Source organism: Polaromonas sp. JS666 (assembly GCF_000013865.1).
Classification (GTDB): domain Bacteria; phylum Pseudomonadota; class Gammaproteobacteria; order Burkholderiales; family Burkholderiaceae_C; genus Polaromonas.
Window position 1 is genome coordinate 2,124,802 of the sequence record NC_007948.1, and the last position, 19,328, is coordinate 2,144,129.

Genomic DNA, 19,328 nt, shown 5'->3' on the forward strand with positions numbered 1-19,328 from the left:
AGCGCTCAACAAGCCGTTGCGAACGAGGTCGAGGGGATGCCTGCACCTTCCCTCGGGGCGCGCAGGCAGCTATTAAAAATGTAGCGAATCCACGGTGCTGTCCAGCTGCAGCCAGTGCTGCACTGCCGCTTGCAAGGTGTTTGTCTGACCGGTGGTGAACAGCTTGACCTGACCCATGCCTGGTGCGGCGGGGGCGACAGTCTGCGGCTCAGCGGCGGGTAGCCGCAAGCGGGTCTGGCGCGCGACCGGTGCGCCGGTGTCCAGGAACTGAACGTGAGGGCCGAGCAGGGCGCGCAGGTGTTCGCTGGCGAACGGGTAGTGCGTGCAGCCGAGCACCAGCGTGTCGATCTCGCCTTCATTCAAGCCAAATGGGCCCATCGCCCTTGTATGGTGGGCACAAGCAGCCAATATTTCAGTAGCGCTTCCAGGGTCGGCTTTGTCGTCAATGCCGCGCTCAATGGCGTCTGCCAGGCCGTCGCAGGGCTGCAGGACAAACTCCGCCTGGCCTGCCAGCGAGTCCCGCAGCCGCTTGAACCTGGCGCTGGCCAAGGTGCCGCGGGTGGCCATTACCCCGATGCGCCGGGTCCGGCTCAAGAGCGTGGCGGGCTTGAGTGCCGGTTCAACGCCGATGATCGGAAGATTCGGGTGCTCTTCACGCAGCAAATGAATGGCTGCCGCCGTGGCGGTGTTGCAGGCAATCACCAGCGCCTTGACCTTGACGTGCTGTTGCGTCAACAGGTGGCGGGTGATGGCTCGGGAGCGGGCAACCACAAAACAGTCTTCGCGCTCCCCATACGGTGCATGACCACTGTCAGCAACATAAACGAAGTTTTCATGCGGCAACTCGGCCCGCAGCGCCTTGAGGATGCTCAGGCCACCGATGCCGCTGTCGAAAACCCCGATGGCCTGGCTGGTCAAGCGCGAACCTTGTGCAAGCGCCGCAAGCGACTCAAGCGCTGGTGACCGGGATTTGCTTGAACTCGCCCGTGGCAATTTTTTTCTGCCACTCGGCCGGGCCGGTGATGTGCGCGCTGGTGCCGCCGGCATCCACCGCCACCGTCACCGGCATGTCCACCACGTCGAACTCGTAAATGGCTTCCATGCCCAGGTCGGCAAAGCCCACCACTTCGGCGTGCTTGATGGCTTTGGATACCAGGTAGGCGGCGCCGCCCACGGCCATCAGGTAAGCGCTCTGGTGCTTCTTGATGGCCTCAATCGCGACGGGGCCGCGCTCGGCCTTGCCCACCATCGAGATCAAGCCGGTTTGCGCCAGCATCATTTCGGTGAAGCCGTCCATGCGGGTCGCGGTGGTTGGGCCGGCCGGGCCAACGGCCTCGCCCTTGACCGGGTCCACCGGGCCGACGTAGTAGATCACGCGGTTGGTGAAGTCGACCGGCAGCTTTTCACCCTTGAGCAGCATGTCGGCAATGCGTTTGTGCGCGGCGTCGCGACCGGTCAGCATCTTGCCATTGAGCAGCAGGGTGTCGCCGGGCTTCCAGCTGGCGACTTCTGCCTTGGTCAGGGTGTTGAGGTTGACCTTTTTGCTCTTGTTGTAGTCGGGCTCCCAGTTCACATTGGGCCAGAGGTCCAGCGAAGGCGGGTCCAGGTAGACCGGGCCGTTGCCGTCGAGCACAAAGTGTGCATGGCGCGTGGCCGCGCAGTTCGGGATCATGGCGACAGGCTTGCTGGCCGCGTGCGTCGGGTACATCTTGATCTTGATGTCGAGCACGGTGGTGAGACCACCCAGGCCCTGCGCGCCAATGCCGAGCGCGTTGACTTTCTCGAACAGTTCGAGGCGCAGCTCTTCGGTTTTGGTCAGTTTGGCACCCGCAGACGACTTGGCCTGCAGCTCGTACATGTCCAGGTCGTCCATCAGGCTTTCCTTGGCCATCAGCACGGCTTTTTCAGCGGTGCCGCCAATGCCGATGCCCAGCATGCCGGGCGGGCACCAGCCGGCGCCCATGGTGGGCACGGTTTTGAGCACCCAGTCGACCACCGAGTCGCCGGGGTTGAGCATCACCATCTTGCTCTTGTTTTCACTGCCGCCGCCTTTGGCTGCCACCGTGACTTCAACCGTGTTGCCGGTCACCAGCTCTGTAAAGATCACGGCGGGCGTATTGTCCTTGGTGTTCTTGCGGTCGAACTGCGGATCGGCCACCACGGAGGCGCGCAGCGTGTTGTCGGGGTGGTTGTAGCCGCGGCGCACGCCTTCGTTGATGGCGTCGTCGATGCTGCCGGTAAAGCCTTCCCAGCGCACGTCCATGCCGACCTTCAAAAACACGTTGACGATGCCGGTGTCCTGGCAGATTGGCCGCTGGCCCGTGGCGCTCATCTTGCTGTTGGTCAGGATTTGCGCAATGGCATCCTTGGCCGCCGGGCTTTGCTCGCGCTCGTAGGCACGGGCCAGATGGGCGATGTAGTCGGTGGGGTGGTAGTAGCTGATGTACTGCAGGGCGGCGGCAACGGATTCAATCAGGTCGGCTTGTTTGATGATGGTCGTCATGGTCAGGTCTGTCAGGTGCTTGGGTGGGGTAATGGCTTTTTCCGGGTTGCCTTTTCGGGGCGGTCTTTTCGGGGCGGTCACTCTGTGCTACGGTAGCCGCAACCCCGTATTTTGACAGGTGTGAACAGGTGGCCCAGCGCCATGAGGAAATGACCATGAAAACCCGTACCGGCACACATAGCAGCACGCATAGCAAGGCACGCATTGAGAGCGATACCTTCGGCCCGATTGAAGTGCCTGCCAACCGGCTGTGGGGTGCACAAACCCAGCGCTCCCTGCAGAATTTCGACATCTCCGGCGAGCAGCAGCCGCGCGAAATTATCCGGGCGCTGGCGGAAATCAAGCGCTCGTCCGCACGGGTGAACCACGCGCTGGGTTTGCAGGGCGAAAAAAAGACGGAGGCGATTGTGGCCGCCGCCGATGAGGTGATCGCCGGCCGGCATCCCGACGAATTCCCGCTCGTGGTCTGGCAGACCGGCTCGGGCACCCAGACCAACATGAACGTCAATGAAGTGCTGGCCAACCGCGCCAGCGAGCTGCTGGGCGGCGAGCGTGGCGAAGGCCGGCTGGTGCACCCCAATGACGACGTGAACCGCAGCCAATCCTCCAATGATGTGTTTCCCACGGCCATGCATGTCTCGGCGGTCGAGGCCATCACGCGCCGGCTGTTGCCGGCCATCGCGAAGCTGCGCGCCACGCTGGCACAGAAGGCCAGCGACTTTGATGACATTGTCAAGATTGGACGAACCCACCTGCAGGACGCCACACCGCTGACGCTGGGCCAGGAGTTCTCGGGCTATGCGGCGCAACTGGAGCAGTGTGAAAGGCACGTGGCCGCGGCTCTGCCGCACCTCTATGAACTGGCACTGGGCGGCACGGCGGTGGGTACCGGCCTGAATGCACCGAAGGGTTATGCTGAAAAGGTAGCGGACGAGCTGGCCAGCCTGACCGGGCTGCCGTTTGTGACGGCACCCAACAAATTCGAGGCGATGGCAGCTGCCGATGCGCTGGTGCACGCGCACGGTGCGCTCAAGACGCTGGCCGCCAGCCTGATGAAGATTGCCAATGACGTGCGCTGGCTGGCCAGCGGGCCGCGTAGCGGCATTGGCGAGCTGAGCATTCCGGAAAACGAGCCCGGCTCGTCCATCATGCCGGGCAAGGTCAACCCGACGCAAAGCGAGGCGGTCACCATGCTGGCCGCGCAGGTGTTCGGCAACGACGTGGCCATCAACTTTGGAGGGGCATCGGGCAACTTCGAGCTCAATGTGTTCCGGCCCATGATTGCGCACAACTTCCTGCAGAGCGTGCGCCTGCTGGCCGACGGCATGGTGAGCTTTAACGACCAGTGCGCCGCCGGCATTGAGCCCAACCGGGCGCGCATCACCGAACTGGTGGGGCGGTCATTGATGCTGGTGACGGCGCTCAACCCTCACATTGGCTACGACAAGGCGGCGTTCATTGCCAAAAAAGCGCACAAGGAGGGCAGCACGCTGCGCGATGCCGCACTCGCCTCGGGTTATGTCACGGGCGAGCAGTTTGACCAGTGGGTGGTGCCGGCCGATATGGTGGGCCGGCGTTAGTGCAGTGTTCCATCAAGCATGCAACACGGCACTAGCCCCGGTCCCGGTGGATGACGGGTCGCCCGCCGCTCAGTGTTTTTGCGCCGCAATGGCCGACATTACCTTGTCGGTGTAGGCTATGGCCAGCGCGGACAGCAGGAAGGTGATGTGGATGGCGGTTTGCGCAATCAGGACGCGGTCGGTGTAGTTGTCCGCGTTGATGAAGGTTTTGAGCAGGTGAATGGAGCTGATGCCGATGATGGCCGTGGCCAGCTTGACCTTGAGCACCGACGCATTCACATGGCTCAGCCATTCAGGCTGGTCGCGATGGCCTTCGAGATTCATGCGGCTGACAAAGGTTTCATAGCCGCCCACGATTACCATGATCAGCAGGTTGGAAATCATGACCACGTCAATCAGCGCCAGAACCACTAGCATGATGACTGTCTCGTTCAGCGAGATGATCGGGGTGGCCGTCTTGTAGCCGATGCTGGTGATCAGCGCCTGCAGGGCCGTCTGGCTGCCAAACGCAGCTTCGACCAGGTGCATGAGCTCCACCAGGAAGTGAACCACATAGACGGCCTGAGCCGCAATCAGGCCCAGGTAAAGCGGCAATTGCAGCCAGCGGCTTGCGAAAATCAGGTTGGGCAGGGGACGAAGCGGAGCTGGTTTTGTTGGTGTGGGTTCTGACATGGGACGAGAGACTGAAAAGTTGGAAAATTGTAGGGCAGTGGAAGGGATGCAAAAAAATGCCCCTCCACTTTCCGGATTTTGTAAGGTTCAAGCCAGTCAGTGGCTTGTAAGTGCGGGATATGACAGTATCGGCAGTATCACGCATCCCAATGACAAACAGGAGACAAAGTAATGAGTTCCGCCCCGTCGAACATCGAGTCCGTGCTGGTTGAAAACCGCGTATTTCCCCCCGGGCCGGCTACCGTCAAGGCCGCCCGCATTTCCGGCATGGAGGCTTACAACGCGATGTGCCGGGAGGCCGACAAGGATTTTGACCGCTTCTGGGCCAGGCTGGCCAGGGACAATCTCAGCTGGAAAAAACCTTTCAGCCAGGTTCTGGACGAGTCCAATGCACCGTTTTACCAATGGTTTGCCGATGGTGAACTGAACGCCTCCTACAACTGCCTGGACCGCCACCTGGGTACGCCGACAGAGAGCAAGAAGGCCATTATTTTCGAGAGCGATGATGGCAAGGCGACCAGCGTCACTTATAAGGAACTGCATGCCAGGGTCAGTCAGTTTGCCAGTGCGCTCAAGGGCCTGGGGGTGAAGAAGGGCGACCGCGTCATCATCTACATGCCAATGACCATTGAAGGCGTTGTTGCCATGCAGGCCTGTGCCCGCATTGGTGCCACGCACTCGGTGGTGTTCGGTGGTTTCTCGGCCAAGAGCCTGCAGGAGCGCATCCAGGACGCCGGTGCAGTCGCAGTCATTACCGCCAACTACCAGTTGCGCGGCGGCAAGGAGCTGCCGCTCAAGGCGATTGTGGACGAAGGCATCGCCATGGGCGGCTGCGAGTCGATCAAGAACGTGGTGGTCTACCAGCGCACCGCCACGCCCTGCAACATGGTGGCCGGGCGCGACAGCCTGATGCACGAGATCACCGCCAGGGCCGCAGCCACCTGCGAGCCGGAATTTGTGGGCGCCGAGCATCCGCTGTTCATCCTGTACACGTCGGGCTCCACCGGCAAGCCCAAGGGCGTGCAGCACAGCACGGGCGGCTACCTGCTGTGGGCCAAGCTCACCATGGACTGGACCTTTGACATCCAGCCCGCCGATGTGTTCTGGTGCACCGCCGACATCGGCTGGATCACCGGCCACACCTATGTGGCGTATGGCCCGCTGGCCGCTGGTGCGACGCAGGTCATCTTTGAAGGCATTCCGACTTACCCGAACGCCGGCCGGTTCTGGCAGATGATCGAGAAGCACAAGGTCACGATTTTTTACACAGCACCCACCGCCATCCGTTCACTGATCAAGGCCGCTGAAGGCGATGAAAAAATACACCCGGCCCGCTCGGATCTGAGCAGCCTGCGCATTCTGGGCACGGTGGGCGAACCCATCAACCCCGAGGCCTGGATGTGGTACTACAAAAACATTGGTGGCGAGCGCTGCCCGATTGTGGATACCTTCTGGCAAACCGAGTCGGGCGGACACATGATCACGCCGCTGCCCGGCGCGACGCCGCTGGTTCCTGGCAGCTGCACCTTGCCGCTGCCCGGCATCATGGCCGCCATCGTCGACGAAACCGGCAAGGACTTGCCCAACGGCTCGGGCGGCCTGCTGGTGGTCAAACGCCCGTGGCCGTCCATGATTCGCGGCATCTGGAATGACCCCGAGCGCTTCAAGAAGAGCTACTTTCCGGAAGAAATGGGCGGCACGATGTACCTGGCCGGCGACGGCGCGGTCCGCAATGCTGACAACGGCTATTTCCGCATCACCGGCCGGATTGACGATGTGCTGAATGTGTCGGGCCACCGCATGGGCACCATGGAAATCGAATCGGCACTGGTGGCGCACTCGACCCTGGTGGCGGAGGCTGCCGTGGTAGGCCGCCCTGATGACCTGACCGGCGAGGCGATCGTGGCGTTTGTGGTGCTCAAGCGCTCGCGGCCCACGGGCGATGAGGCCAAGGCGATTGCCAAGGAGCTGCGCGACTGGGTCGGCAAGGAGATTGGCCCGATTGCCAAGCCCAAGGACATCCGGTTTGGTGACAACCTGCCCAAGACGCGCAGCGGCAAAATCATGCGCCGCCTGTTGCGCGGCATTGCCAAGGGTGAGGCTCTTACGCAGGACACCTCGACGCTGGAGAATCCGGCGATCCTCGATCAGTTGTCTGAAAACCTCTGAGGAGGTCCTGGAGGGGCTGAAATTCACCCAACCGGGCCCCATTTCAAAACCGCAAAACCGCAAAACCGGTCAGGCCGCAGCGCCCACAAAAAAAGCCCGTCAGATGACGGGCTTTTTTTATTTTGATCTCCCTGTGCCCGCCGATGTCGGGGGTCAGGAGGTCAGGCTTACTTCTGCGTCAGGATCCAGGCCACCAGCTTTTTGGCTTCGTCAGGGGTGACCTGCGCATTGGCCGGCATGGGCACGGGGCCCCACACGCCCGAGCCACCCTTGATGACTTTGGCCGCGAGCTTGTCGGCAGCGTCCTTCTGGCCGGCGTATTTGGCGGCAACATCCTTGTACGAGGGGCCCACCAGTTTCTTGTCGATGGCGTGGCACGCCATGCAGTTTTTCGCTGTTGCCAATTGAAGGTCGGCCAGCGCGGGAGTCGATACGGCAAAAAAGCCGGTAGCCACGGAAGCGATTGCCAAAAGAATGCGTTTCATGGGTTGTCCTCGTGAGGGAGAGTTATAGATTCAGTTACAGTCAACTAACGCGATTGTAGTGATCCCGGTTGACCCCACGTTGCAGGGGAATACCCGGCCGCTTCCCCCCTCAAGACCCTCAGGACCCTCAGGAGTAACCCATGTATTTGTTATTGATCGGAATTGTTGGCCTGGCAATGAAATACCTGGAAATGGGCCCGGTCGCTGACTGGAGCTGGTGGATCGTGCTGTCGCCGTTTGCGTTGGCGGTCGCCTGGTGGGCCTGGGCGGACGCTTCGGGCTATACCAAGCAGAGGGAAATTGACAAGATGGCCAAGCGCAAGCAGGACCGCATTGACAAGCAGCGCGATGCGATGGGCATGCTCAAAAAACGAAAATAACTGCATTTCGGGCCGCCAGGAGTTGCCCTGTTACCAAAGTAAAGAGCCCGTGAAGTCTGTGACTTACGGGCTCTTTTTTGTTTTACCGGTCAGCCGGCATCAATAGTCGTCCAGCACCGCACCCTTGCTGGCACTCGACGCGTTGAAGGCAAACTTGGCCTGCACGCCGCGGTTGTAGCGCGGTGCCGGTGCTTTCCAGCCGACCTTGCGTTTTTCCAGCTCCGCGTCGCTGATGTTCAGTTGCAGCAGCAACTGTTTTGAGTCAATGGTGATGGAGTCGCCTTCGTTGATGAATGCGATATTGCCGCCGGCGGCCGCTTCGGGGGCCACATGGCCGACTACCATGCCCCAGGTGCCGCCGGAGAAGCGGCCGTCGGTGATCAGGCCCACGCTTTCGCCCAGGCCGGCGCCAATCAGCGCACCGGTAGGCGCCAGCATTTCAGGCATGCCGGGACCGCCCTTGGGGCCGAGGTAACGCAGCACCATCACGTCGCCCGCCTTGATCTTGCCGGCCAGGATGGCGGCCAGCGCCGACTGCTCGTCGTCAAATACGCGGGCCGGGCCCGTCATGACCGGGTTTTTCAGGCCGGTGATTTTGGCCACGCAGCCTTCAGGCGAGAGGTTGCCCTTCAGGATGGCCAGGTGGCCCTGGGCGTACATGGGGTTGCTGATGGGGCGAATCACGTCCTGGTCGGCGCGCGGCGCTTCGGGCACATCCTTCAGCACCTCGGCAATGGTTTGGCCGGTGATCGTCAGGCAGTCGCCATGCAGCAGGCCGGCCGCCAGCAGCATCTTCATGACCTGCGGAATGCCGCCGGCGCGGTGCAGGTCCACGGCCAGGTACTTGCCGGACGGCTTCAGGTCGCACAGCACCGGCGTTCTTTGGCGCACGCGTTCGAAGTCGTCGATTGTCCAGTCCACGCCGGCGGCATGCGCAATCGCCAGGAAGTGCAGCACGGCATTGGTGGAGCCGCCCGTGGCCATGATCACTGCCACGGCGTTTTCAATGGCTTTCTTCGTGACGAGATCGCGCGGCTTGATGTCTTTCTTGATGGCTTCGACCAGGACCTTGGCGGACTCCCTGGCCGAGTTCATTTTCTCGTCGTGCGGATTGGCCATGGTGCTGGAGTAGGGCAGCGAAATGCCGAGCGCCTCGAAGGCGCTGGACATGGTGTTGGCCGTGTACATGCCGCCGCAGCTACCGGTGCCGGGAATGGCGCGGCGCTCGATTTGCAGCAGGTCTTCATCGCTCATGCGGCCTGCTGCGTTTTCGCCGACGGCTTCAAACACGCTGACGATGTTGAGGTCTTTGCCCTTGTAGCTGCCCGGCAAAATGGTACCGCCATAGACGTAGATGGCCGGCACGTTGGCGCGCAGCATGCCCATCAGGCCGCCGGGCATGTTCTTGTCGCAGCCGCCGATCACCAGCACGCCGTCCATCCACTGGCCCTGCACGCAGGTTTCGATGCAGTCGGAGATCACTTCGCGGCTGACCAGCGAGTACTTCATGCCCTCGGTGCCCATGGCCATGCCGTCCGAGATGGTGGGCGTGCCGAACACCTGGGCGTTGCCGCCGGCTTCTTCAATGCCGGCAATGGCCGCGTCCGCCAGCTTTTGCAGGCCGCTGTTGCAGGGGGTGATGGTGCTGTGCCCGTTGGCCACACCAATCATGGGCTTCTTGAAGTCGGCCTCTTCATAGCCCATGGCGTAGTACATCGAGCGGTTGGGCGCGCGCGATTTGCCTTCGGTGATGTTTTTGCTGCGGGGGTTGAGCTGAATGGTCTTGGTTTCCATGGATGTCTCGTGAGGTTTGTTGTCGCACCGGATGTCATGCGCTTCACACGCGGGCACGGGCGGATGCATGTGGGATATTTTTACCGGAAAGCCGAGTATGCGTGTTTTGACTGATTCTTTCCAATCCATTATTTAGACTGTATTAATATGTGCAGCATATGACAGATTCGGTTCATTCCGCTCATTCCTCAGCTCATTTCGTTCCTGCGGGGGGTGGTGATCCGCGCAATCCTCCGCTGATCGAGCTTCGCCTGTGGCGCCAGTTTGCAGCTGTTGCCGACGAGCTTCATTTCGGCCGCGCCGCGCTGCGCCTGAACATGACCCAGCCGCCGCTGACGCAGGCCATTGCCCATCTGGAGGCCCTGCTTGGCCTGAAGCTGTTCGACCGCACCAAGCGCAGCGTGCAGCTGACAGCGGCGGGGGCCGCGCTGCTGCCGGAGGCGCGCGACCTGCTCGCGCGTGCCCAAGCCTTGCCCGTCTATGCGCGCGCCACTGCGGATGGCGAAGCAGGGCGCTTGCGGCTGGCCTTTGTGTCAACAGTGGGCTTTGATTTGCTGCCGGGCTGGGTCCGGACCTTTCGTGAGCGCTATCCCAAGGTGCAGCTGGAGCTGATTGAAGCCACCGGCGATGTGCAGCTCCAGGCCCTGGAGCGCGGCGAGATCGACGCCGGCTTCATGTTGCACTCGCCGGGCTTTGCGCCTCCCGGCCTGACCTGCCGGCGCATCTCGCAGGATCCGCTGGTGCTGGCCGTGCCGGAGCAAAGCGTGCTGGTCGGCAAGTCCGGGCTGGTGCTGCAGGACTTGCTGGAGCAGCCGCTGGTGATTTTTCCGCGGCACATCCTGCCTTCGCTCTATGACGCGATTTTTGCCATGTACCACGCGGCTGGCCACCTGCCGCGCGTGGCCCAGGAAGCCATCCAGATGCAAACCATCGTCAACCTGGTATCGGCAGGCCTGGGCGTGGCCTGGGTGCCCGACAGTGTGCGGCAGTTCCAGCGGCCGGGCGTGGTGTACCGGGAACTCAAAAGGGGCAAGGGGCAGGTGGTGCCGGGCTGTGAGACGAGCCTGGTGTGGGCCGCCGGGGCCGCCAGTCCTGCATTGCAGCGATTCATGGCGTTTGCACCCGGTTGACGGCGTTCGCCGGGCGGGTGGCGTGGGCCGCGTGGGTGCGGTCCTGCGCGCCTATTTCCAGGCAAACGCCGGCTGCTCGAAATGCGCCACGCGGGTGGGCCGGCCCTCGATGCAGACCTCCCGAAACTGGTAGAGGATCGCTGCCGTCGGCGCGGCAATCCAGTGGTTGCCGACCGGCATGCGCAGCACCGGGTGCCCGCCGTGCCCTTCATCGGCCAGCATGGGCGCGTCTGCGCGCAGAAACTCGGCGATGGGGATGCGGTGAATGCTGGCCACCTCGGCCGGATTGGGCCGGATGTGCTGCGCCGCGCCGGCCCACACAACCACCGGCGTGATCACAAAACCCGAGCGGGTCACAAAATCATCGAGCCGGCCCAGGATGGCGCTGACATCGAGTTCCAGGTGCACCTCCTCGGCCAACTCGCGCAGCGCGGCTTGCTCCGCCGTTTCTCCTGCGTCGATGCGTCCCCCGGGCAGGGCCCACTGCCCCGCATGCTTGCGCAGGTGGCCGGCGCGCCGCGTCAGCAGCAGGGCCGCCTGGGTGCTCCACGCCGCGTGCCGCGGGAAACCGGGCAGTTCGGCGCCATGGCCTTCATCGGTAATGACCACGGCCACCGCCGCCGCATGCTGCTGGTCGCGCTCGGCTGCCTGCAGCGTGAAGGCGCGCAGCATCTCCTCGATGCGTGCTCTGAGATGCTGGTCCTGCTGCATGTTGCGGCTCGTGTCTGTCACTCTCCGCTCACCACTGGTTGCGCAGTTCCCGCAGCTTGGCAAACACCGTTCTGGCGTCGGGCTCGTCCGGCAGGTCGGGAAAGCTCTCGCGCAGCCTGGCGATGACGCTGGGGCTGCTCAGGCGCAGGAAGGTGTTGAACTCTTTTTCGTCCTTGAGCGTGGTGACGGCCGACTTCGCGGGGTCATGGTCGGTCACGCTGGGCAGCAGGGCTTTTGCGGCGGCGTTGTCGGGTTCGCGCGCCAGGGTGAACCGGAGGTTGTTCTCGATGTAGTCGTGGCCCGGATAGACCAGGGTGTCGTCCGGCAGCCGGGCCAGCTGTTCCGCAAAGGTGGCATACAGCGCGTTGACGTCGCCGCCGTTGTGCACATTGCCGGCGCCCGCATTGAACAGCGTGTCTCCCGAAAACAGCGCCGGCTGCTCGGTGTGCGAGCGCAGGCAGATGTGGCACATCGTGTGGCCGGGCGTGTCCAGGCACTCCAGCTCGACGGTCTTGCCGACCTTGATCACATCGCCGGCCTTCACGCCCCGGTCCACACCCGCAATGCGCCCGCCGGCCTTGTGGTGGGCGATCAGTTTGGCGCCGGTGGCCGCAATCACGGCCGCGTTGCCGCCGGTGTGGTCGTGGTGCTCGTGGGTGTTGAGGACCTGCGTGATCTGCCAGCCCTTGACCCTGGCGGTGGCCAGCGTCTTTTCATGGTCGAGCGGGTCGATGGCCAGCGCTTCGCCGGTCTCGGGGCAGGCGATCAGGTAATTGAAATTGCGGTAGGCATTACCGGTCCAGATGCGTTCGACGATCATAGCGGGCTCCAGGGGCTTGTTAACGGTGAGCGGCAATACTAGTCAGTTAAGCCCTTGCCTCCTGGTTTGTCATCCCGGACCCCGGATCAAGTCCGGGGCAGGCCCGATCCGGGATCCATGGATTGCGGGTCAGACCCGCAATGACAAGTCAAGGTTTTGGTCATTCCGGCTCAGGGTGAATAACTTAACTGAATGGTATTGCGGTTAGCGGACCATTTTAGGGTGCATGCCAACAATGGATGGGCGGGTGCCAACACCACACTAGAGGTTAGAGGTCTGGATTCAGATTGTTCGGCGCCGCTTTGCTTCGCGGCGCTGCTCGATCAGCTGGATCGTCGCCGCCACACCCGCCATGTTCGGGTTCACCTTGAGCGCGCGCTCCAGGTAGGGCTGGGCGCGGTCGGGGTCACCCAGAGCAAGGTACATCTGCCCGTAACCCGCGAGCGCCCCGAAGTGGTGGCGGTTGCGTTTCATGACTTCGTCGCAGTCTTTGATTGACAGCTCGTACTGGCCGAGCAGGTAATAAACAGTGGCGCGCTTGTTCCAGCCCTCCGCGAAAGCCGGCTTTCTGCGAATGACCTCGGAAAACGTGGCCACCGCCTCGACCAGTTGGTGCGCTTCCATCTGCTGGACGCCGCGCAGGAGCAGGGCATCGATCGCGCGGTCGCCCGAGCGGCTCCAGATCTGCCACAGCGCGGCTTCGGCGAGTTCGCGCACCGGCGCGTCATCGTCTCCCAGGTGGGCAACCAGCCGGTCGGCATCGGCCATGACGCCGACTTCGCCCAGGCGCACGACGGCAGCGCGCCGGACGGCGGGCTCGGGGTGCTCGATCGCCTTGCGCGCCTGCAGCCGCGTAGTAGTGGGTGGAGTAGGTGGAGTAGGCGATCCGGCCACAGGCAGCGGCTGCGCAGCCATCATCGTGCCCGGGGCGGCCAAGGTGGCCAGGGCGACGCATAGGGTCAGCACGCGCAACATGAGGCTCATGCTGCTCATCCTATACGCCGGGAGGCACGCCGGCAAATTACCTGATGGCGCCCGCCCGGCGCTGGCGCACGGCCGCCGCCAGCTGCTCCAGCACGGCCACGGTCGCCTCCCAGCCGATGCAGGCGTCAGTCACGCTTTGCCCATAGTGCAGGCCCTTGCGGCCGTCGACGATGTCCTGCCGGCCCTCGACCAGGTGGCTTTCAATCATCAGGCCGCAGATGCCGGTCGAGCCGCTGGCGACCTGCTGCGCAATGTCGGCCGCCACCGCAGGTTGCCTCGAATAGTCCTTGTTGCTGTTGCCGTGGCTGCAGTCGATCACCAGGCGGGGCGGCAGGCCGGATTTCTCCAGGGCCTCGGTGGCGCGCCCGACGCTGGCGGCGTCGTAGTTTGGCCCGTCACTGGCGCCGCGCAATACCAGGTGACCATCGGGGTTGCCGGTGGTCGTGATGACCATGGCCCGGCCCTCGAGCGAGATGGTCGGAAAGCGGTGCGGCTGCGCAGCCACATGGATGGCGTCGATGGCCGCGCCCACGCTGCCGTTGGTGGCGTTCTTGAAGCCCACGGGCGCCGACAGGGCCGAAGCCATCTGCCGGTGCAGCGGGCTTTCTACCGTGCGGGCGCCAATCGCGCCCCAGGTCAACAGCTCGGCGTAATACTGCGGCGTCACCAAGTCCAGGATTTCAGAGGCTGCCGGCACACCCAGCCGCGCGCAATCGAGCAAAATGCGCCGCGCGTGGCGCAGGCCCTCGCCGATGTCGCCTTGGCCGTCCAGCCCCGGGTCATAAATCAGGCCCTTCCAGCCCATGCGCGTGCGCGGCTTTTCGAAGTAAACGCGCATCACCAGCAGCAGCGATTCGCCAAGGCGCACCGCTTCCTGGCGCAGCCGCGCGGCGTACTCGAGCGCCGACTCGGGCTCGTGGATAGAGCAGGGGCCCACGACCACCAGCAGCCGGTCGTCCAGGCCGCGCAAGATGTTGCGGGTGGCGGCGCGCGACGCGGCGATGAATTCGGCTTCAGCGTCGCCCGCCGGCAGTTCGTCACGCAGCAGCCGGGGTTCCGGCAGCGGGTCGGCCTGGGCGATGTGGATGTCCGAGATGGGGATGGTCATGGCGTCTCCGTGATTCGCAGGCGTTGTTCAGCCCTTCACTTTACAGCCCACTGCACCATCCATCCCGGTTTCATAAGTTCGTGTCGGGCGCCTCGGTCGGGCCGGAATGACGACAAGCATTTAGCGCGCTGACGATTCACGCTTGTACGGCGGCTCCTCCAGGGTGCGCGGATCCAGCGCGTTGAGATGATCGTAGACATCCTTCATGGCACGCTTCAGCCGTGCCACCTCACTCTTGCCAAAGCTGTGGATCGCTACCTCTTCGAACTGCACCGCCAACGGTATGAGTTCCTCGGTCAGCGCGCGACCCTGCTTCGTCAGGTTGATGGCGACGACCCGCGCGTTGTCCTCCAGGCGAGACCGGGTCACGAAGCCTCTGTCTTCCATGATCCCGATGAGCCGTGAAAGGGTAGAGGTTTCCAGGCTTGTTACATCGCTGAGTTCATTCAGGCGTTGATCGCCCTTTTCCCATAGCGAAGCCAGCACTCGGTACATCGGCAGCGTCACCTCGTAGGGCTTGAGCCGTTGGCTGAACAACTCGCCGATGCGCACACCCACCCGATTGAGCAGATAGGGAAAAGAGTCACCTAGTCGATACATAAATAAAAGGAGGCTTGAAGAAATTGGTTGGGCGCGAATTAGCGTAAACACCTACAAGAATTCAATATACAACAGTTGCGTTTGCAATTGTTGCAAGTAAAAATATAGCCAAGCAAGCGCACTCAACCCCAAAGATCGGAGAGCAACACCATGAAAACGCCAACTGTCGTAGCAGAGGTTCAGACCGCCTTTCGTGATGCCATGCGCGGCATCGCGTCGACTGTATCAATTGTCACCGCAGGAGACCGGAGCCGGGGCCATGGCATGACCGCCACCGCCATCACGTCCGTGTCGCTTGATCCGCCGGCACTGCTGGTCTGTATCAATCGCAAAACGCTGCTGCACGACATCATTTCGTCCACCGGCCGGTTTTGCGTCAATGTGCTCGCGCAGCAACACCGGGAAATATCGAACGCCTTCAGCGGCGGAGTCGCTCCGCATGAGCGATTTTCAATGGGTGACTGGTCCGAGACCGAAGACGGGCTCAAGTACCTCACCTCAGCCCAGGCGCGCATTTTCTGCGTCAAAAAACTCGCCATCCCTTTTGGTACGCACACCATTTTCGTGGGCGAAGTCGGCGATGTGCAGATTGCCGAAAACAGCGCGCCACTCCTCTATCAGAACTCGACTTACTGCAGCTCCACGCCAGTTGCTGCCCAGTAGATCGGGGAGCGCATCGACAACGACCTAACCGGGAATTTCACATGAATGATTTTGTTGACCATGCCGTTCTGGCATCACCGCGTAAAAGCGAAACTGAAAGCGAAACGTTCGACGCCACGGCGTTGATGCACAGGCTCCATGAACTCGCGCCCATGCTCAGGGCGGCAGCACGGCAGGTAGAGAGCGACGGCCGGATACCTGAAGGGCATATCGCAGCCGTGCGAGCCACGGGGTTTTTCGATCTGGTCAAGCCCGCGGCCCACGGCGGAAGCGAGGAGCACTTCGATACGCTGGTCCAGGCGAATCTGATCCTCGCAAGGTACTGTGCGTCAACGGCATGGGTGTGCGGCCTGCTGGCCGCGCATCAATGGCTGCTGGCGGGTTTTCCGGCGGCAGCTCAGGACGACGTATGGGGTGCAGACCCCAACGCGCTGATGTGCGGCTCCTATGCCCCGGCCGCCAAGGCAACGGTGCAGGCTGGTGGCTATCGACTGAGCGGCAACTGGAGCTTCGCCAGCGGATGTGAAGTTGCGCAATGGGCATTCTGCGCGGCCATCGTGCCCTCAGCGGCCGACCCTGCTGTTGGCGAGCCGGCATTTCTGCTGGTGCCGGCCTCCGACTACACGATCTCCAACACCTGGGATGTCGTCGGCCTTGCCGGAACCGGCAGCAAGACACTCGTTCTTGACGACATCTTCGTTCCGGCGCACCGGGTTCTGACATTCGCGCAGTCGACCTCCGGTGATACGCCAGGGGCCAAGGTCTACGCGGACACAGCCGGCTACCGGATTCCCATGCTCACCATGATCCCATCTTGCCTTGCATCCGTTGCCGTGGGCGCAGCGCAGGGCGCATTGGACGACTACCTTGAGGCGACCGGTGGCCGTATCACGCGCGGCGCGGTGGCCGGCGCCCACCAGAAGATGGCCGAATTTCCCACCATCCAGCTGCGCGTTGCTGACGCTGCGGCCAGTACCGATGCAGCGCAGGAGATCTTGCTGCGGGATCTGCGACGAGTGACCGACAAGGCTTACGCAGGAAGTCCTGTGACGCAGGAAGATCGGATCCTCAGCCGGCGCGGACAGGCGTTCGCGGTCTCTCTGGCGCTGCGTGCTGCGGAAGCCCTGAACGCTTCGACCGGCGGACTCGGCCTGAGCATGGCGAACCCGGTGCAGCGCGCCTGGCGCGACGCGAACGCCGTGGGGCGGCATATCAGTTTGAACTGGGACGCCGTAGGAAGCATGTACGGCCAGTTGGCCCTGGGCCTTCCGCCCAAGGGCCAGTACTGAAACACCGGCCACCCAAATCGCGTGATTTTTATTACTGAAAGGAAAGGTATCAATGAACGGAAAAATTGCCCTCGAGGAGCATTTCGCCACCGAGGAAACACTCATGGATTCGGCCGGATTCGTCCCCGACAAAGACTGGCCCGAGTTGCGCTCGCGGCTGCTGGACATCCAGGACCGGCGCGTGCGTCTGATGGACGAGCACGGTATCGAGACCATGATCCTGTCGCTCAACGCGCCAGCGGTTCAGGCCATTGCAGATTCAACGCGTGCGAACGAAACGGCGCGACGCGCCAATGACTTCCTGGCTGAACAGGTGGCGAAACAGCCCACGCGCTTCAGGGGCTTTGCCGCGCTGCCCATGCAGGACCCGGAACTGGCGGCCCGCGAACTCGAGCGGTGCGTGAAAGAACTCGGCTTCGTGGGGGCCCTGGTGAACGGCTTCTCGCAAGACAACCGCAGCGCCGTCCCGCTTTACTACGACATGGCGCAGTACTGGCCGTTCTGGGAAACAGTCCAGGCGCTCGACGTCCCGTTTTACCTGCATCCGCGCAATCCACTGCCCAGCGATGCCCGTATTTACGACGGCCATGCCTGGCTGCTCGGCCCGACCTGGGCTTTCGGTCAGGAAACTGCGGTGCATGCCCTGCGCCTGATGGGCTCGGGTCTGTTCGATAAATACCCCGCGCTGAAAATCATTCTTGGGCACATGGGAGAAGGCTTGCCCTACAGCATGTGGCGTATCGATCATCGCAACGCCTGGATCAAGACGACGCCCAAATACCCCGCCAAGAGAAAGATCGTCGACTACTTCAACGAGAACTTCTATCTGACGACCTCGGGCAACTTTCGCACCCAGACCCTGATTGACGCGATCCTGGAAATCGGCGCAGACCGAATCCTGTTCTCGACCGACTGGCCTTTCGAGAACATCGATCATGCGGCGGACTGGTTCGAAAACACGAGCATCAGCGAGGCTGACCGCAAAAAAATTGGCTGGGGCAATGCCCAGAATCTATTCAAACTGAACCGCTAACCAAACCACTAAACCACTAAACCACTAAACCACTAACTAAACCACTAACTGAACCGCTAACCAAAGCTCAAGCTGCAGTGATCGGCAATGCCGTGAATGCAGTCCCCCTGAAACGACATACAGATGGCAAAAGCCACGTGGAGAAGACAATGAAACTGAACAATCGCTGGTGGATCGTCGTGGGATCCGTCTTTGGCCTTCTGGTCGGGAACGGTCCCATCATGCAATTTACGTTTGGAGTGTTTCTTCTGCCCTTGACGAAAGAGTTCGGCTGGTCCCGCTCGACCACTTCGTTCGCACTGGTGATCGGCCTGACCATGACCGCACTGTTTGTGCCGGTCGCGGGCAGGCTGATCGACAGGTTCGGCATCCGGGCCGTGACCTTGCCTGCCATCACCCTGTTCTCGCTATCGATGGCTGCGCTCGCTGTCTTTGCCGATACGCCCTCGAAGTTCATGCTCATCTATGCGCTCATGGGTATTGCCGCGGCAGGGCAGACGCCGCTGCCCTATGCGAAAGCCATCGCGGCATGGTTTGACGACAAGCGAGGCCTGGCGCTCGGCGTGGCGATGTCGGGCGTCGGTCTCGGCGCAGCCCTGGTGCCGCAGTTCGCCCAGATGCTCGTGGCGAATGTCGGGTGGAAGGGGGCCTATCTCGGGCTCGCAGCCCTGACGTTTGTGGTGGGCGTTTGCGCCGTAGGTCTTGCGGTGCGCGAGCCCGGGAAAGACCACCGCAGCCAAGCGGGCGCCGGTAATTTACCCGGGTTGACGGGCCGTCAGGCGCTGCGCTCGTCGGTGTTCTGGAAGTTGGCAATTTCATTTGCGGCAGTTGCATTTGCCACCAACGGCGTCATCGCTCATGTCGTACCGATGCTGGTTGATCGTGGTGTTGGTCCCTCCGTTGCGACTACGGCCCTCGGATTCGCAGGCCTGGCGTTGATTGGCGGGCGCCTTCTGGCCGGCTTTCTGCTGGACCGCATTTTTGCGCCGCATGTTGCCGCATTCTTCTTCGCAATTCCCCTGATCGGCATCGGCATACTGTTCTCCAATGTGGCGCCGGGCTACGCAGCCGTTGCCGTCGTGATGGTCGGCCTGGGACTCGGCGCCGAGGTTGACCTCATTGCCTTCCTTCTATCCCGTTATCTCGGGTTGAGAAGTTTCGGTGAAATCTATGGCTATCTGTTCGCCGCATTCATGCTCGGCTCAGGTGCCGGCCCCTACATGATGGGTTTCGTGTTCGACGCCACGGGTAGCTACACTGCAGCATTGGCGGGCCTGAGCGGGGTACTGGTGATTGCATGCCTGCTGTTGCTGAGCCTTGGAAAGTACATGTATCCACAGAAGGAATCGCTCAACAACGGTCCGTCCGGCTTGTCGGTTGCCCCTCAGGGATAAAGTCAGGGATAAA

18 protein-coding genes are annotated in these 19,328 nt (G+C 62.2%); 8 read left to right on the forward strand and 10 right to left on the reverse strand.

The window, feature by feature from the left end; all coding sequences use genetic code 11:
* Positions 1 to 72 precede the first annotated feature (72 nt).
* Both murI and BPRO_RS10185 read right to left on the reverse strand, forming a co-directional pair.
* Positions 73 to 918 (reverse strand): glutamate racemase, encoded by an 846-nt coding sequence (murI, locus tag BPRO_RS10180; RefSeq protein ID WP_011482974.1) that lies wholly within the window; start codon positions 916 to 918, stop codon positions 73 to 75.
* A gap of 31 nt (positions 919 to 949) precedes the next feature.
* Positions 950 to 2,503: a fumarate hydratase gene (locus tag BPRO_RS10185; RefSeq protein WP_041388704.1), complete on the reverse strand. Its 1,554-nt coding sequence runs from the start codon at positions 2,501 to 2,503 to the stop codon at positions 950 to 952.
* Positions 2,504 to 2,658: 155 nt separating this feature from the next.
* Here BPRO_RS10185 and fumC point away from each other — a divergent pair, with 155 nt between their 5' ends.
* Entirely contained in the window at positions 2,659 to 4,083 is a 1,425-nt protein-coding gene (gene fumC / locus BPRO_RS10190) for a class II fumarate hydratase (protein ID WP_011482976.1), read from the forward strand.
* Between the two features lie 69 nt (positions 4,084 to 4,152).
* Here fumC and BPRO_RS10195 read toward each other — a convergent pair whose 3' ends face one another.
* Complete coding sequence (locus BPRO_RS10195; RefSeq protein ID WP_011482977.1) at positions 4,153 to 4,755, reverse strand: YqhA family protein; 603 nt, start codon at positions 4,753 to 4,755, stop codon at positions 4,153 to 4,155.
* A 171-nt stretch (positions 4,756 to 4,926) separates the two neighbouring features.
* Between BPRO_RS10195 and acs the strand changes: the two genes are divergently transcribed.
* Positions 4,927 to 6,924 (forward strand): acetate--CoA ligase, encoded by a 1,998-nt coding sequence (acs, locus tag BPRO_RS10200; RefSeq protein ID WP_011482978.1) that lies wholly within the window; start codon positions 4,927 to 4,929, stop codon positions 6,922 to 6,924.
* Positions 6,925 to 7,091: 167 nt separating this feature from the next.
* Here acs and BPRO_RS10205 read toward each other — a convergent pair whose 3' ends face one another.
* The gene (locus BPRO_RS10205; RefSeq protein ID WP_011482979.1) at positions 7,092 to 7,409 is read right to left on the reverse strand and encodes a c-type cytochrome; all 318 of its coding nucleotides are present in this window, start codon (positions 7,407 to 7,409) and stop codon (positions 7,092 to 7,094) included.
* Positions 7,410 to 7,549: 140 nt separating this feature from the next.
* On the opposite strand from BPRO_RS10205, the gene BPRO_RS10210 reads away from it, so the two are divergent.
* Positions 7,550 to 7,789 carry a TIGR04438 family Trp-rich protein gene (locus BPRO_RS10210; protein ID WP_011482980.1) on the forward strand — a complete coding sequence of 80 codons (240 nt, stop codon included), beginning with the start codon at positions 7,550 to 7,552 and terminating at the stop codon, positions 7,787 to 7,789.
* A gap of 99 nt (positions 7,790 to 7,888) precedes the next feature.
* On the opposite strand, the gene ilvD is transcribed toward BPRO_RS10210, so the two are convergent.
* Positions 7,889 to 9,583 carry a dihydroxy-acid dehydratase gene (gene ilvD / locus BPRO_RS10215; protein WP_011482981.1) on the reverse strand — a complete coding sequence of 565 codons (1,695 nt, stop codon included), beginning with the start codon at positions 9,581 to 9,583 and terminating at the stop codon, positions 7,889 to 7,891.
* A 158-nt stretch (positions 9,584 to 9,741) separates the two neighbouring features.
* Here ilvD and BPRO_RS10220 point away from each other — a divergent pair, with 158 nt between their 5' ends.
* Positions 9,742 to 10,713, forward strand: coding sequence for a LysR substrate-binding domain-containing protein (locus tag BPRO_RS10220; protein WP_011482982.1), 972 nt, complete (start codon positions 9,742 to 9,744; stop codon positions 10,711 to 10,713).
* Between the two features lie 51 nt (positions 10,714 to 10,764).
* Here the strand turns inward: BPRO_RS10220 and BPRO_RS10225 are convergent, their stop codons facing one another.
* The 5 genes from BPRO_RS10225 to BPRO_RS10245 all read right to left on the reverse strand — a co-directional run bounded on the left by BPRO_RS10225 (position 10,765) and on the right by BPRO_RS10245 (position 14,987).
* Positions 10,765 to 11,445, reverse strand: coding sequence for an NUDIX hydrolase (locus tag BPRO_RS10225; RefSeq protein WP_011482983.1), 681 nt, complete (start codon positions 11,443 to 11,445; stop codon positions 10,765 to 10,767).
* A 7-nt stretch (positions 11,446 to 11,452) separates the two neighbouring features.
* Entirely contained in the window at positions 11,453 to 12,244 is a 792-nt protein-coding gene (locus BPRO_RS10230; protein WP_011482984.1) for a hydroxyacylglutathione hydrolase, read from the reverse strand.
* A 282-nt stretch (positions 12,245 to 12,526) separates the two neighbouring features.
* Positions 12,527 to 13,228 carry a tetratricopeptide repeat protein gene (locus tag BPRO_RS27980; RefSeq protein ID WP_011482985.1) on the reverse strand — a complete coding sequence of 234 codons (702 nt, stop codon included), beginning with the start codon at positions 13,226 to 13,228 and terminating at the stop codon, positions 12,527 to 12,529.
* A 37-nt stretch (positions 13,229 to 13,265) separates the two neighbouring features.
* Positions 13,266 to 14,336, reverse strand: coding sequence for a 3-deoxy-7-phosphoheptulonate synthase (locus BPRO_RS10240; RefSeq protein ID WP_011482986.1), 1,071 nt, complete (start codon positions 14,334 to 14,336; stop codon positions 13,266 to 13,268).
* Positions 14,337 to 14,456: 120 nt separating this feature from the next.
* Positions 14,457 to 14,987 (reverse strand): MarR family winged helix-turn-helix transcriptional regulator, encoded by a 531-nt coding sequence (locus tag BPRO_RS10245; protein WP_232291523.1) that lies wholly within the window; start codon positions 14,985 to 14,987, stop codon positions 14,457 to 14,459.
* Between the two features lie 99 nt (positions 14,988 to 15,086).
* Here BPRO_RS10245 and BPRO_RS10250 point away from each other — a divergent pair, with 99 nt between their 5' ends.
* The 4 genes from BPRO_RS10250 (at position 15,087) to BPRO_RS10265 (ending at position 19,315) form a co-directional block, all read left to right on the forward strand.
* Entirely contained in the window at positions 15,087 to 15,599 is a 513-nt protein-coding gene (locus tag BPRO_RS10250; RefSeq protein ID WP_011482988.1) for a flavin reductase family protein, read from the forward strand.
* Between the two features lie 41 nt (positions 15,600 to 15,640).
* The gene (locus tag BPRO_RS10255) at positions 15,641 to 16,888 is read left to right on the forward strand and encodes an acyl-CoA dehydrogenase family protein (RefSeq protein WP_011482989.1); all 1,248 of its coding nucleotides are present in this window, start codon (positions 15,641 to 15,643) and stop codon (positions 16,886 to 16,888) included.
* Between the two features lie 52 nt (positions 16,889 to 16,940).
* A complete protein-coding gene (tsdA, locus tag BPRO_RS10260; protein WP_011482990.1) occupies positions 16,941 to 17,921 on the forward strand; it encodes a gamma-resorcylate decarboxylase in 981 nt (326 codons plus the stop codon).
* 149 nt (positions 17,922 to 18,070) lie between these two features.
* Complete coding sequence (locus tag BPRO_RS10265) at positions 18,071 to 19,315, forward strand: MFS transporter (protein WP_011482991.1); 1,245 nt, start codon at positions 18,071 to 18,073, stop codon at positions 19,313 to 19,315.
* Positions 19,316 to 19,328: the final 13 nt, after the last annotated feature.

Excerpts from the sequence above, each read along its gene's own strand:
- BPRO_RS27980 (WP_011482985.1), bottom strand. The coding sequence starts at position 13,228 with ATGAGCCTCATGTTGCGCGTGCTGACCCTATGCGTCGCCCTGGCCACC.
- BPRO_RS10255 (WP_011482989.1), top strand. The coding sequence starts at position 15,641 with ATGAATGATTTTGTTGACCATGCCGTTCTGGCATCACCGCGTAAAAGC.
- BPRO_RS10185 (WP_041388704.1), bottom strand. The coding sequence starts at position 2,503 with ATGACGACCATCATCAAACAAGCCGACCTGATTGAATCCGTTGCCGCC.
- BPRO_RS10205 (WP_011482979.1), bottom strand. The coding sequence starts at position 7,409 with ATGAAACGCATTCTTTTGGCAATCGCTTCCGTGGCTACCGGCTTTTTT.
- BPRO_RS10210 (WP_011482980.1), top strand. The coding sequence starts at position 7,550 with ATGTATTTGTTATTGATCGGAATTGTTGGCCTGGCAATGAAATACCTG.
- BPRO_RS10265 (WP_011482991.1), top strand. The coding sequence starts at position 18,071 with ATGAAACTGAACAATCGCTGGTGGATCGTCGTGGGATCCGTCTTTGGC.
- BPRO_RS10240 (WP_011482986.1), bottom strand. The coding sequence starts at position 14,336 with ATGACCATCCCCATCTCGGACATCCACATCGCCCAGGCCGACCCGCTG.
- BPRO_RS10220 (WP_011482982.1), top strand. The coding sequence starts at position 9,742 with ATGACAGATTCGGTTCATTCCGCTCATTCCTCAGCTCATTTCGTTCCT.
- BPRO_RS10230 (WP_011482984.1), bottom strand. The coding sequence starts at position 12,244 with ATGATCGTCGAACGCATCTGGACCGGTAATGCCTACCGCAATTTCAAT.
- ilvD (WP_011482981.1), bottom strand. The coding sequence starts at position 9,583 with ATGGAAACCAAGACCATTCAGCTCAACCCCCGCAGCAAAAACATCACC.
- fumC (WP_011482976.1), top strand. The coding sequence starts at position 2,659 with ATGAAAACCCGTACCGGCACACATAGCAGCACGCATAGCAAGGCACGC.
- BPRO_RS10195 (WP_011482977.1), bottom strand. The coding sequence starts at position 4,755 with ATGTCAGAACCCACACCAACAAAACCAGCTCCGCTTCGTCCCCTGCCC.
- tsdA (WP_011482990.1), top strand. The coding sequence starts at position 16,941 with ATGAACGGAAAAATTGCCCTCGAGGAGCATTTCGCCACCGAGGAAACA.
- BPRO_RS10250 (WP_011482988.1), top strand. The coding sequence starts at position 15,087 with ATGAAAACGCCAACTGTCGTAGCAGAGGTTCAGACCGCCTTTCGTGAT.
- acs (WP_011482978.1), top strand. The coding sequence starts at position 4,927 with ATGAGTTCCGCCCCGTCGAACATCGAGTCCGTGCTGGTTGAAAACCGC.